The organism is Arthrobacter sp. AIWTK1 (assembly GCF_056680535.1).
The window spans coordinates 3,414,810-3,427,911 of sequence record NZ_CM155287.1; the positions used below are offsets into that span (position 1 = coordinate 3,414,810).

Here is a 13,102-nt window from a genome sequence, read left to right on the forward strand (position 1 = left end):
CTCGAAAGCCAGCCCGTTTTCAGTGCCTGGTGCTGCTAAGGCTTACCACTTGCCCTTGCGGTTGAAGTCGCGGTGTCCGCCTTCGTTGCCATGGCGCGGCTTGCGTGCACCGTCACCGTGGCCGCCGAAGCGGGAGTCGCTGGCCTGTCCGCGGCTGGCACCGCTGTCAGCGCCGACGCTGCGCTCCGAGCGGTCGCTGTAGGAGCGGCCGCCGCGGTCAGCGGAGGAACGCTCGCCGTCGTTCTTGCGGAATTCCTTCTTGAACCCGCCATTGCCCTTGAAGTTGCCGCCACGGTCTCCGCCGCCGGAGTACCCGCCGCGGTCGCCGCCACGGTTGCCCTGGTAGCTGCCACGCTCGCCGGACGGCTTGCGGCCGTTGTCCAGCTCGAGGTGGATCAGCTCGCCGCCGATCCGGGTGCGGGACAGTGCGCGCAGCTGCTCGGGGCTGAGGTCCGCCGGAAGCTCCACCAGGGAGTGGTCCGAGCGGATGTCGATGCCGCCGATCTGGGCCGAGGAAATGCCGCCCTCGTTGGCAATGGCGCCAACGATGGAACCCGGCATGACGCGCTGGCGGCGTCCGACGGCGATCCGGTAGGTGGCGTTTCCCTCGGTCAGGGTGCGGGTGGGGCCGCGTGAACCGAAGCCGTCCTTGGAGCGTTCGCGCTTCTGGAAGTCAGGAGCGGCGGCCAGTTCCTTGACCAGCAGCGGCTGGCCGCCCTGCGCCATGACGGCCAGCGCGGCAGCGATCTCCGAGGCCGGTACGTTGTGCTCTTCCTCGTAGGAGGCGATGAGGTCGCGGAACGGAGCAACATCTTCGGACGCGAGGGTCTCGGTGATGCGCTCGGCGAACTTGCCCAGACGCAGCGTGTTCACGGTCTCGGCCGTGGGCAGGTGCATCTGCTCGACCGGCTGGCGGGTGGCCTTCTCGATGGAACGCAGCAGGTACTTCTCCCGCGGCGTCATGAACAGGATGGCGTCGCCGGAACGGCCTGCACGGCCGGTGCGGCCGATGCGGTGCACGTAGGACTCGGTGTCGTGCGGGATGTCGTAGTTAACCACGTGGCTGATGCGCTCAACGTCAAGGCCACGGGCCGCGACGTCGGTGGCCACCAGGATGTCGATGCGGCCTTCCTTGAGTGCGTCAACAGTGCGTTCGCGCTGCTGCTGCGGGATGTCACCGTTGATGGCGGCAGCCTGGAAGCCGCGGGACTTCAGCTTGTCGGCGAGGTCCTCGGTGGCCATCTTGGTGCGCACGAAGGCGATGACGCCGTCGAACTCTTCCACCTCAAGGATGCGGGTCAGGGCGTCCAGCTTGTGCGGGCCCATGACCTGCAGGTAGCGCTGGCGGGTGTTCGCACCGGTGGTGGTCTTGGACTTCACCGAGATCTCGGCCGGGTTGTTCAGGTACTGCTTGGACATCCGGCGGATCTGGCTCGGCATGGTAGCCGAGAACAGTGCAACCTGGCGGTCCGAAGGCGTCTGCTGGAAGATCTGCTCCACGTCTTCGGCGAAGCCCATGCGCAGCATTTCGTCGGCCTCATCCAGCACCAGGTACTGGAGTTCGGACAGGTCCAGGGAACCCTTGGAGATGTGGTCGATCACGCGGCCGGGCGTACCGACAACAACCTGGGCGCCGCGGCGGAGGCCGGCGAGCTGGGGGCCGTAGGCGGAGCCGCCGTACACCGGGAGAACCGTGAAGTCGTCAATGTGCTTGGCGTACGAGGTGAATGCCTCGGCAACCTGGAGCGCCAGCTCGCGGGTCGGGGCGAGGACCAGGGCCTGCGTCTTGCGGGACGGGCCGTTGAGGTCGTGGAGCTCGGCCAGGCGGGACAGTGCCGGTACTGCGAATGCTGCAGTCTTACCGGTGCCGGTCTGGGCCAGGCCCACGACGTCGCGGCCTTCGAGCAGCAGCGGGATGGTTGCTGCCTGGATCGGGGAAGGCTTCTCGTAGCCGACGTCCTGCAGTGCGGCGAGCACGCGGCCGTCGATGCCGAGGTCGGCGAAACGGATGCCTTCGGCTTCAGTGTCAGCGTCGCCGCTGCTCGAGTCAGCCTTCGGGGCTTCAGCGGCAGGGGCTTCGGTCTTCGGGGCTTCAGCGGCAGGCGCCTCAGCAGCCGGACGTTCTTCAGCGGCAGGCGCTTCGGCGGGTGCCGGGGCCTCGGTGAAGACGGGAGCGGAGCCGGCTACGGGAGCAGCGGTCTCGGGGGTTTCTACGGCCGTTTCGGCAGTTGCTGCTTCGGCGGTGGCGTCGTTGTGATTTTCGGGCATAGGGAAGTTTTCCTCATCCATAGGGGGCCAGGCGGCACAACCCGAGGTGAGCGGAGCCGCAGTACATGTGCCGTTTGGGGCGCCGGGCAGACATTGACCGGCCGGTCACGTAGAAGTCCGGCGCTTTCGCAATCCCGTGGCAGGACTTCCCGCTGCATCTCTTGGCTGCTATCCCAGCAGTCTGTACAGCGTTTTCTTTAGCCGGCTCTCCCTATGAAAATGCCCGCATCGCTTGTGCGGGCCCCAACACTTGCCAGTCCTGCCTCAAAAATTGGGCAGGAATAAGGGATTTCCGGAGTGGGGGATATTTCAAGTGTAAGGCATGGTTCCGCGTGGCACTAACCCGCCCGGCGGTGACGTTGCGCACACAGGTCGCTTCAGGCGCGGTGGCGCTAGGCGCCCAGCCGCCGCTGTAACTTCTCGAATTCGTCGTGGTATTCCGGCTGCAGGCGGATCTCGCCGTCCGCGTCCGCGTCCCGCAGCGCTTCCATGACCTCGATGGTGGGGGCGCTGAACCAGTCGCCGATGGTCACGCCGTGGGTGGGAACGAACACGCGGTGGATGTGGTCTCCGGCCTGGATGGTCCCGGTCCTGATCACGCGAAGGTAGGTGCCCACCCGGCCCGCCTCGGTGAACCGTTTGACCCACCGGGCCTCGTCCATGCGGCGCTGGAACGTGGCGCAGGGAACGCGGGGCGACGTTACCTCGACTTCGACGTCGAGGCCGATCTTCCACCGTTCGCCGATCACCGCAGTGGTGGTTCCGATACCGGCCACCCGGAGGTTCTCGCCGAAAACTCCCGGCGGCAGTTCCCGCTGCAGCTCCCCAACCCAGTAGTCGGCGTCGTCCTGCGAATAGGCGTACAGCGCCTGGTCCACGCCACCGTGGTGGACGCGGTTCGCCTGGACGTCCCCGTGGAGCCCGAGTTTGTGGACCCTGACCGGACCTTCGACGGCACGTTTGTCGATGGCCGTGACGCCCATGCTCCCCTCATCGCTCAGAAGCTGGTGTACCCGGCATACGGCAAGCACAGATGCGGTTTCCATGGCTACAGTCTAGGTTCTTCGGCCCTGATTGCCCGGGCAACTTCCGCACCCGCCTCAGGCAGGCGGCGTCAAGGGGGCGTCAGGCAGGCGGGGTCAGGGATCGAAGCGGTACCCCATGCCGGCCTCCGTGTGCAGGTGGCGCGGCTTGGCCGGGTCCTGCTCCAGCTTGCGCCGCAGCTGGGCCAGGTAGACGCGAAGGTACTGGGTCTCCTTGGCGTACGCCTGGCCCCAGACCTGGGTGAGCAGCTGCTGCTGGCTGACCAGCTTTCCCGCGTTGCGCACCAGCAGTTCCAGGATGTTCCATTCCGTGGGGGTGAGTCGGATTTCCTGCCCGTCCCGGATTACCTTTCGGGCCGCCAGGTCCACCATGAAGTCCGCGGTTTCCACCGTAGGGGCCTCGCGCTGCGCCGGCGAGCGCCGGGATGCTGCGCGCAGCCGTGCCAGCAGCTCGTCAAGCCCGAACGGCTTGGTCACGTAGTCATCCGCCCCGGCGTCGAGCGCTTCCACTTTGTCCTCCGAGGCGTGGCGGGCGGAAAGCACGATCACGGGCACGGAGCTCCAGCCGCGGATCCCCCGGATCACCTCAACTCCGTCCATGTCCGGCAGTCCGAGGTCCAGCACCACAATGTCCACCGGGTGCTGGGCGGCCAGTTTCAACCCGTCCGCTCCCAGGCCCGCGGTGATTGCCTGGTAGCCGTGGGCGCGGAGGTTGATCTGCATGGCCCGGGCCAGCTGGGCCTCGTCTTCGATGATCAGCACCAGGGTCACGGCAGCGGTCCCTCCCACAGCGGCAGGGTGACCACCATGGTCAGCCCGCCGCCCGGCGTCGGCTCCGCTGCCAGGGTTCCTCCCATGGCCTCGGTGAAGCCGTTGGCAACGGCCAGGCCCAGCCCGATCCCCACGGTGCGGCCGCCGCCGGTGCGCTGGGAATCGTTCAGCCGCTGGAACGGCTGGAACATGTCCAGCACCGCCGCCGGTGCCACCCCCGAGCCCCGGTCCACCACACGGAATTCGCTGGCAGGCCTGCCGGCCAGCGCGATCCCCTCCCCCGCCCGGGCGGTCAGCACCACGTCCGCCTCCGGCGCGTATTTGAGCGCGTTCTCCACCAGGTTCGCCACCACGCGTTCCAGCATGCCGGCGTCGGCCTCCACTCGGGGCAGGTTGGGCGGCACTTCCACCCGGATGCGCGCTGCGGGCAGCCCCCTCAGCGCATCGGGCAGCACCTCCGCCCAGCCCAGTCCGCGCAGGAGCGGGTTGACCGAATCAGCCGTGATCCGGGACATGTCCAGCAGGTTGCCGATCAGGTGGTCCAGCCGGTCGGCTGAATCCTCGATGGTGGCGAGCAGTTCGCGTTCGTCCTCCGGGGAAAACCGCACGTCCTCCTGGCGCAGGCTGCTGACCGCCAGCTTGATCCCGGCCAACGGGGTGCGCAGGTCATGGCTGACGGCCCTCAGGATGGAGGTGCGCATCTTGTTGCCCTCGGACAGCCGCTGGTTGTCCTGCATGCTCGCCACCAGTTGGCGCCGTTCCAGGATGGCCACAAGGAACGCTCCGAAGGCGGCCAGCATCCGCTGGTGCTGGCCTGAAAACGCCTGGCCGGCCGGCGGCCCGCCGTTGATCAGCAGCGTGTACCGGGAATCGACGACGACGGCGTGGTCGGCGGCCGCGTGCGTCACCGGCGCGCTGGTCCCGGCGCTGGCAAGCACGGTCCACTCGGCAATGCTGCCGCGCCCAAGGCCGGGTGCGCTGCCTGCAGCGGGCCGGGCCGGTCCGACGCGGCGGCCTCCCGGGGGGCCTCCCGCCACCAGCGTGACAGCGTCCACATCCAGCCTGCTGCGGACCTTCTCCAGGAAGGACTCCAGGCTGCCGTCGGAACTGAGGATCCGCAGGGCGAGCTCGCTCAGCGCCGTGGCTTCGGCCCCGGACCTGGCTGCTTCCTGCGCCCGGCGGGTCGCCAGGCCAACAGCCAGGGCCACACTGCAGGCAACGGCCAGGAACACCAGGAGGGTGAAGAGAGTGGAGGGATCGGCGATGGACAGCGTGCCCACAGGATCGGCGGAGAAGTAGTTGAGGAGCGTTGTGCCCAGGACGGCTGCCACGACGGCGGGCCAGAACCCCCCGATGGCGGCAACTGCCACGGCAACGGCGAGATGGAGCAGCATGATGATCGCGAAGTTCCGGTAACCCGCCAGCGTTACCAGGACTTCCACCGCGGGCGGCAGGACCACAGCGAGCGCCATGCCGACGACGAAGCGGCTCCGCCCGATTCCCTGAAGCTCCGGGCGTGCCGTCCCGGAACCGGCGGAGCCGGCCTGGCCGGACCTGCCGGTGCCGCCGCGGGCGGATTCAACTGCTGCCATGGCTCCATCTTGGCATGGGCAGTTCTCCCCCGTTTTCCGTTAACGGCACTTCCTGTCAGGCGCTAGGCTGACTTCAGGATTTACGCACCGGTGTCTTGCCGGGACGGCCATGCCGCGCCACCTTGACGCGCGCGTGCACGGTCACGTTTGAGCATGGACAAGCAAGGGGAACCCATGGAGCCGCAGGACCCGGATCAGGATCCTTCAAAGGACCCGACGAAGGATCCAAAGAACACCCGTCCCGGCCAGCAGCGCCCGGACGGCCGGCCTGCCGGAGCCGGTGGCCCCGGAGCCTCCCGGCCCGGGTGGATGACTGCGCCCGAGGATTTCACGCCGCAGCCCCACGACCCGGCGACCGGGCAGCTGCCGCCCTGGCAGGTCCCCAAACCGGAGCTCCGACCGGAACTGCTCGGCGACGGGGCACCGGGAGGAGCCGCGCCCGCACCGGGAAAGGCCGGCGGGCGGCCCGGACGGCGCCAGAAGGGCCCGGCCGCAGGGCAGGCTGCGGTGCCGGGCGCGGCTTCGGCGCCGTCGCCCGGGACAGCAGGACCGGGACCGGTGATCGACCCCTTTGAACGCGAACGCGAGCGGGAAGCAGCGGTACGCAAGAAGCGCTCGCAGCGCCGTACCGTCGTCGTCGGCCTCGGCGTTACCGCCCTGCTGGCAGGCACCATCACCGCCATCGTGGCCAGCAACGAGGCGGAAGCCGACTACGCACAGGTCTGCTTCAACGATGAAACCGGCGAGCGCGTGGACGACGCACAGTGCGACAACAGCAGCAGCGCCGGACGCAGCTCCGGAATCTACGCCTGGTACTTCTACTCGCGCGGCGCCAGTGTTCCGGCGGTCGGGCAGAACCGCTCGCAGTACACGGGCTTCACCAAGACTGTGCCGCAGGGGGCGAAGACGTCCACGGGCTACAGCACCAAGGGCGGCACGGTCAGCAGGGGCGGCTTCGGCAGCAGCTCCAAGGGCGGAAGCACGGGAGGCTAGGCGTGAAGAGACTCAATGCAACCCCGCGGCCCGACTGGAAGCGGAAGATCGAGGAGCAGGGGCTGGTCTTTTCCACCACCACCATGCCGGACGGCAAGAAGATCGAGTACTGGAACGAGTCCGCGTACTACGAATTCACCATGGACGAGGTGGAAACCCTCGAGAAGACCGCCGAGGACATGCACCTGATGTGCCTGGAGGCGGCCAAGTACCTGGCCACCGGTGCCATGGGCAATATCGGAATCGGTCCGCAGGCGCTGGAGCTGGCCGCGGAGTCCCTGCAGGCCGGGGACATGGACATCTACGGCCGCTTCGACTTCGTCTACGACGGCCGGGGCGGCCCCGCCAAGATGCTCGAGTACAACGCGGACACCCCCACCGGGCTGATCGAGGCCTCCGTGGCGCAATGGTTCTGGCTGCAGGAAGTCTTCCCGGAGAAGGACCAGTGGAACGGCATCCACGAAGCCCTGATCCGGCAGTGGAAGAAACTCCAGTACCGCACCGGCATGAGCACCCTGCACATTGCGCATTCCGAAGCCGAGCAGTCCGGCGAGGACTGGATGACGGCGGCCTACATGCGCGACGTCGCCGGCCAGGGCGGCTGGACCACCATCGGCATCAACATGTCCGACATCGGCTGGGACCCCAACCTGAACCGTTTTGTGGACCTGGACAACTTCATGATCAGCACCATCTTCAAGCTGTATCCGTGGGAACTGATGATGAAGGAACCCTTCGGCCAGCGGTTGCTGCAGCGTGCCCACAATCCGCGCTGGGTGGAGCCGGCCTGGAAGATGCTCCTGTCCAACAAGGCGCTCCTGGCCGCGCTGTGGCACCTGTACCCGGACCACCCGAACCTCCTCCCGGCTTACCTGAACGAGCCAGGGCCGCTGAAGGAATGGGTGGCGAAGCCGCTGCACGGCCGCGAGGGAGACAACATCAAGATCCACGCCGCCGGCGTCAACATGGAACAGCCGGGCGGCTACGGGCGCGAGGGCTGGTGCTACCAGCAGTTCCACTCCCTGCCCGATTTCGACGGCAACCACCCCGTCCTGGGCCTCTGGGTGGTGGACGGCGAATCCGTAGGCTGCGGCATCCGCGAATCGGACGGACCCATCACCGATTATTTCTGCCGGTTCGTCCCCAACACGATCGACGCCCCTGCACCCGTTTCACTCCAGGCCGCTTCGGCCTCCTCCAGCAAAGCAGGTATCGCACTATGACCACAGGGACGACGACGGCGGAGGTTCCGTCCAAGGGGCTGCGCGCCGGCATCCTGGACCTGGGCGACTCCGTGATGCTGGGGCTGGCCTCAACCGCCCCCGTTTATTCACTTGCCGCCACGCTGGGCCTGATCGTTGCGGTCAATGGCGACTACACCCCCCTGATCCTGCTCCTGGGCTTTGTGCCGGTGCTGTTCATCGCCTACGCCTTCCGGGAACTAAACAGTGCCCTGCCGGACTGCGGCACCACCTTCATCTGGGCGCGCCGGGCATTTGGCCCGTGGGCGGGCTGGCTGGGCGGCTGGGGCGTTGCCCTGGCCGGCATCGTAGTGCTCGCCAACCTGGCCCAGGTGGCCGGGCAATACCTGTGGCTTTTGGTCGGCGACGGTTCGCTGGCCGAAAACGAACTGCTGGTCACGGGCACCGGTGTGGTGTTCATCATCTTCATGACCCTGGTGAACTACTGCGGCATCCGGCTGGGCGAGCACGTCCAGCGGGTGCTGACGTATGTGCAGTATGTCTCGCTGGGCATATTTGCGCTGGCCATTGTCTTCCGGATCGCCGGGGGTGCGCCGGAGGGGCAGGCTTTCGACATTGAGTGGTTTAATCCTGCCGGTGCCTTCGCCGACCCAGGAGCAGTAGTGCACGGCGCCCTCCTGGCGCTCTTCATCTACTGGGGCTGGGACACGTGCCTGGCAGTGAACGAGGAAACCGAAAATCCGGCCACGACGCCCGGCCGGGGTGCCGTCATCTCGGCCTTCGTCCTCGTGGCGATCTACGTCTCCGTGGCGCTCCTGGTGATGATGTATGCCACCGTGGGCACGGATGGCATCGGCCTCGGCAACGCCGAAAACCAGGACGATGTCTTCCTGGCCATGAAGGATGTGGTGCTGGGCCCTTGGGGCTGGCTGATTGTGGTGGCCGTGCTGGCGTCGGTGCTGTCCTCGACCCAGACCACCATCCTGCCCACCGCGCGCGGCACGTTGTCCATGGGCGTCCACGGTGCCCTGCCGGCCAGGTTCGGCGAAGTCCACCCGCGCAACCAGACTCCGGGGTTCTCCACGCAGGTAATGGGGGCCGCCGCCGTCGTGTACTACGTGGCCATGAGCTTCCTCAGCCAGAACCTGCTTTCCGACTCCATCAGCGCCATCAGCCTGTTCATTGCGTTCTACTACGCCCTGACCGGTTTCGCGTGCGCCTGGTTCTTCCGAGGCACCCTGCGGGATTCCGCCCGCAACCTCTGGTTCCGGGGCATCCTGCCGCTGCTCGGCGCACTGATGCTGACCGCCGCCTTCTTCATCTCCGCCGTTCAAATGTGGGACCCGGCCTACGGCGATACGGAGATCTTCGGCGTGGGCGGTGCTTTCGTCAGCGGAGTGGTGCTCCTGGCGCTGGGCGTGGTGCTGGCCGTGGTGTGCCGGTTCTCCCCCGCCACCCGGGACTACTTCGTGGCACGGCAGCCTGAGCCCAGCCAGCTGTAGGGGCAACGGGTACCAGCAGCCCGGACGGGCAAGCCGTAGGATGCTCCAATGAGCAACGCCGCCGACCTTCCCGCTGTTTCCGACACCTCCGATGTCCTGGGCCTTGACGCCCTGCTGACGGCCGAGGAGCTGGCCGTCCGGGAGCGGATCCGCGATTTCACGGAACAACGGATCAAACCGGATATTGCCCGCTGGTACGACGACGCCGTCTTTCCGCTCGACATTGCCCCGGAACTCGGCGAACTGGGCGTGCTCGGCATGCACCTGGAGGGTTACCGCTGCCCCGGCCGCTCCGCCGTCGAGTACGGCCTGGCGGCCATGGAGCTGGAGGCCGGGGACTCCGGAATCCGTACCTTTGTCTCGGTGCAGGGTTCCCTGGCCATGACCGCCATCCACAGGTGGGGTTCCGAGGACCAGAAACAGGAGTGGCTCCCCCGGATGGCCGCCGGCGAGGTAATCGGCTGTTTCGCCTTGACCGAACCCACTGCCGGGTCAGATCCGTCCTCCATGACCACGGTGGCCCGCCGCGACGGATCAGGCGAGGACGCCGGATGGGTGCTCGACGGCGCCAAGCGCTGGATCGGCCTGGCTTCCGTGGCCGGGGTGATGGTGGTGTGGGCCATGACCGACGACGGCGTCCGCGGCTTCCTGGTGCCGACCGGAACACCCGGGGTCACCGCGACGCCGATCAACCGGAAACTTTCGATGCGCGCCTCGATCCAGTGCGATGTGGCGTTCGACGGCGTGAAGCTTGGTCCCGAGGCCCTGCTGCCGGGTGCCCGCGGCCTGCGCGGGCCCTTCAGCTGCCTGAACGAAGCGAGGTACGGAATAGCCTGGGGCGCCATGGGTGCCGCCCGCGACTCCTACGAGGCGGCGCTCAAGTACTCGCAGGACCGGCTCCAGTTCGGCCGGCCGCTGGCCGGGTACCAGCTCACGCAGGAGAAACTGGTGAACATGCTCCTGGAGATCCAGAAGGGCACCCTGCTGGCGCTCCACCTGGGCCGGCTCAAGGACGCCGGCACGCTGCGGCCGGAACAGATCTCACTGGGCAAGCTCAACAACGTCCGCGAAGCTCTGGCCATCGCCCGTGAGGCCCGCTCCATCCTGGGCGGCAACGGGATCACACTGGACTACTCGCCGCTGCGGCACGCCGCGAACCTCGAGTCGGTGCGCACTTATGAAGGCACGGACGAGGTCCACACCCTCATCCTGGGCCAGCACATCACCGGCATCGGCGCCTTCCGCTGACCCCTGTCCCAACTAGGTAGCAGCAGGTGTCGTTATGAGCCGACAAAACGACACCTGCTGCTACCTAGTTGGGCTGCTGCGTGCGGGCTGGGACGGGGAACCTAGGCCGAGAAGCCGCCGTCGGCCTTGATCAGCTGCCCGGACACCCAGCGGCCCTCCGGCGAGAGCAGGAACGCCACGGTTCCGGCCACGTCCGTAGGTGTTCCCAGGCGGCCGCCGGGCTGCTGCCGGGTCAGGTCCTCCCGCAGCTCCGCGTCCATCCAGCCGGTGTCCACCGGGCCGGGGTTCAGCACGTTCGCGGTGATGCCGAGCGGCCCCAGCTCCCGGGCCGCGGCAATGACGGTCCGGTCCAGTGCTCCCTTGGACGCGCCGTACGGCAGGTTGAACGCGGTGTGGTCACTGGTCAGCGCAACGATCGCGCCGCCGTCGTCCGCCGCCTGCCGGGCGAAGGCAGCGATCAGCTGCCAGCTGGCACGGGTGTTCACGGCGAAGTGCCGTTCCCAGCTGGCCAGCGTGGTGTCCAGGACGCCGGAGTCCACGGATTCGGCGTGGCTGAGCACCATCCCCTGCAGGGTTCCGGCCTGCTCCGCCACTGCGGCCATGAGCCCCTCCACTGCCAGCGGATCCTCCAGGTCCGCCGGTACAGCAAAGACGCGGGCGCCGGTCGCTTCCAGCTCCGCCGTGAGGCGTTCGACGTCGTCCGGCTGGACTCCCCAGGGCATCCTCGAGTCGTACTCCTGCCAGTACGTCAGCACCAGGTCCCAACCGTCGGCAGCGAGGCGGCGGGCAATGCCGGCACCGATTCCGGCAAGGCGGCCGACGCCGGTCACCAGCACCGTCCTGTTCATGCGGGCACCTCGGCCAGGGAACCACGCCGAAGCACCACGAGCCAGCAGGCCAGGATGGCCACCGCGCAGAACACGCCGGCGCTCGATGCCATCAGCCAGGGCTCGGGCGTCTGGAAGTCCAGGTTCTCCGCGCCCAGGGCCGCGCCGATGCTCTTGGGGGAAAAGAAGAACACGATGATCGAGGCCCCCAGCACGCCGCCCATCAGCCAGCGGGCTGCGCGGTGGCGGTGCGGCGTCTCGCGCAGGGTCCAGGCGAAGGCCGGGAGGACCGCCGCCATCCAGACCCAGTGGTGGGACCAGGAGACGGGGCTGATGAGCAGCATGGTCAGGGCCGTGGCCGAAATGGCCACCACCCGGGCGCCCTGGTCGCTGGCAGCCTTGATCACCAAGGCGCCAACGCCTGTCACCAGCAGGCTCAGCAGCAGCCAGGGAACGGTGACCCCGGCTTCGGGAACGCCGAAATGCAGCAGCGCACCCTTGATGGAGAGGTTGTCCACGTAACCTGCGCCGCCGATCCGGGACGTGTCGGGGAGGATCTCCAGCCAGAAACTGAACGATTCCGCCGGGCGGACCAGCCAGCCCAGCAGCACGGTAAAGGCGAACCCGCCGGCCATGTTGAACAGTCCGCGCCAGTCCTTGCGCACCAGGAAGTACAGTCCGAAAACCAGCGGCGTCAGCTTAATGCCGGCGGCCATTCCCACCAGGAAGCCCCGGCCCGGAAAACCCTGGTTCCAGCGCTGGTTCCTGGCCAAAAGGTCGGCCGCCATGATCCCCATCAGCAGGATGTTGATCTGGCCGAACGCCAGGGTCTCGCGCCACGGGCCCAGGTTGATGACGGCCAGCAGCAGGATCACGGCGCCCCACCTGTTCCGCGTTGCCTGGAACCCGGGGGCGGCGAAGGTGCCCCGCCAGTCCTGCTTGGCGCTCCAGTACCGCACTCCCCGCACGGCGACCCACACGGCGACGGCCGCCCCGGCGGCGTTGAACAGCATCAGGGCGGACTCTTCCGGCAGCCGTGCCAGCAGGCTGAACAGCAGCGCGGCGAACGGCGGGTACGTGAACGGCAGCTCCGGCCCTCCGGCCCAGCCCACGGTCAGGCGGTAGAGGCCCGACGGCGACTGGCCGGCTTCGTTGAGGATCTTGCCGCCGTGCCAGTACACGCTGAAATCGAGGCCCTGCTCGCCCCACACGCCAAGGCGTTGGACAACGAACACGGCTGCGGCCAGGACGGCCAGCAGCGTCACCAGCTCACCGGCCATGCCCAGCGCCAGCCGGCTGCGGTACCAGGATCCAGTGGTCCTGCTTTCAGCGGGTCTGCTTTCAGCGGTCCCGATTTCATGGGTCCCGGCGCGTGGCCGTGATTCCGCCCCCGCACGTGGGCGCGCCCGGGCGTCGAGCTCTTTTTCGGCGTCGAGCAGTGCCATCCCGTGTCCCCAAACGTTGTTCCTGCAGAGCGGCGCCACTGGAGGCGCGTTGCGCGCGAATCGCGATGTTATGCCGGCCGACTCGCGCCGGATCCGGCGCGTCGTCCTCACATCCTACTGAAACAGCAGCCCTGTCCCCCGCTGCCCCGCCCCGGCGTGGCATCACAAATCGGCCAGGAACCGGCCTCCGGGCTTTACGCGCCAGGCTGCA

10 protein-coding genes are annotated in these 13,102 nt (G+C 67.8%); 4 read left to right on the plus strand and 6 right to left on the minus strand.

Going from position 1 to position 13,102, the window contains the following annotated elements; all coding sequences use genetic code 11:
• Positions 1-42: 42 nt before the first annotated feature.
• From AC1MDG_RS15650 to AC1MDG_RS15665, 4 genes are all read right to left on the minus strand, one after another.
• Positions 43-2,268 carry a DEAD/DEAH box helicase gene (locus AC1MDG_RS15650; RefSeq protein WP_479804968.1) on the minus strand — a complete coding sequence of 742 codons (2,226 nt, stop codon included), beginning with the start codon at positions 2,266-2,268 and terminating at the stop codon, positions 43-45.
• Positions 2,269-2,660: 392 nt separating this feature from the next.
• Positions 2,661-3,314: an MOSC domain-containing protein gene (locus AC1MDG_RS15655; protein WP_479804970.1), complete on the minus strand. Its 654-nt coding sequence runs from the start codon at positions 3,312-3,314 to the stop codon at positions 2,661-2,663.
• A gap of 93 nt (positions 3,315-3,407) precedes the next feature.
• Positions 3,408-4,082, minus strand: a complete 675-nt coding sequence (locus tag AC1MDG_RS15660) for a response regulator (RefSeq protein WP_043483263.1) — start codon at positions 4,080-4,082, stop codon at positions 3,408-3,410.
• Positions 4,079-5,674, minus strand: coding sequence for a sensor histidine kinase (locus AC1MDG_RS15665; RefSeq protein WP_479804972.1), 1,596 nt, complete (start codon positions 5,672-5,674; stop codon positions 4,079-4,081). Before AC1MDG_RS15665 ends, AC1MDG_RS15660 begins: the two co-directional genes overlap by 4 nt.
• 153 nt (positions 5,675-5,827) lie before the next feature.
• On the opposite strand from AC1MDG_RS15665, the gene AC1MDG_RS15670 reads away from it, so the two are divergent.
• Genes AC1MDG_RS15670 through AC1MDG_RS15685 form a run of 4 tightly spaced genes read left to right on the plus strand, consistent with a single transcriptional unit; the run spans position 5,828 to position 10,619 of the window.
• Positions 5,828-6,667 carry a Tat pathway signal protein gene (locus AC1MDG_RS15670; protein ID WP_479804974.1) on the plus strand — a complete coding sequence of 280 codons (840 nt, stop codon included), beginning with the start codon at positions 5,828-5,830 and terminating at the stop codon, positions 6,665-6,667.
• A 2-nt stretch (positions 6,668-6,669) separates the two neighbouring features.
• Complete coding sequence (locus tag AC1MDG_RS15675) at positions 6,670-7,890, plus strand: glutathionylspermidine synthase family protein (protein WP_479804976.1); 1,221 nt, start codon at positions 6,670-6,672, stop codon at positions 7,888-7,890.
• Positions 7,887-9,371, plus strand: coding sequence for an APC family permease (locus tag AC1MDG_RS15680; protein WP_479804978.1), 1,485 nt, complete (start codon positions 7,887-7,889; stop codon positions 9,369-9,371). The genes AC1MDG_RS15675 and AC1MDG_RS15680 overlap by 4 nt, the downstream gene beginning before the upstream one ends.
• Before the next feature lie 48 nt (positions 9,372-9,419).
• Complete coding sequence (locus tag AC1MDG_RS15685) at positions 9,420-10,619, plus strand: acyl-CoA dehydrogenase family protein (RefSeq protein ID WP_479804979.1); 1,200 nt, start codon at positions 9,420-9,422, stop codon at positions 10,617-10,619.
• A 101-nt stretch (positions 10,620-10,720) separates the two neighbouring features.
• Here the strand turns inward: AC1MDG_RS15685 and AC1MDG_RS15690 are convergent, their stop codons facing one another.
• Both AC1MDG_RS15690 and AC1MDG_RS15695 read right to left on the minus strand, forming a co-directional pair.
• A complete protein-coding gene (locus AC1MDG_RS15690) occupies positions 10,721-11,467 on the minus strand; it encodes an SDR family oxidoreductase (protein ID WP_479804980.1) in 747 nt (248 codons plus the stop codon).
• Positions 11,464-12,891: a glycosyltransferase 87 family protein gene (locus tag AC1MDG_RS15695; protein ID WP_479804981.1), complete on the minus strand. Its 1,428-nt coding sequence runs from the start codon at positions 12,889-12,891 to the stop codon at positions 11,464-11,466. The genes AC1MDG_RS15690 and AC1MDG_RS15695 overlap by 4 nt, the downstream gene beginning before the upstream one ends.
• Positions 12,892-13,102: the final 211 nt, after the last annotated feature.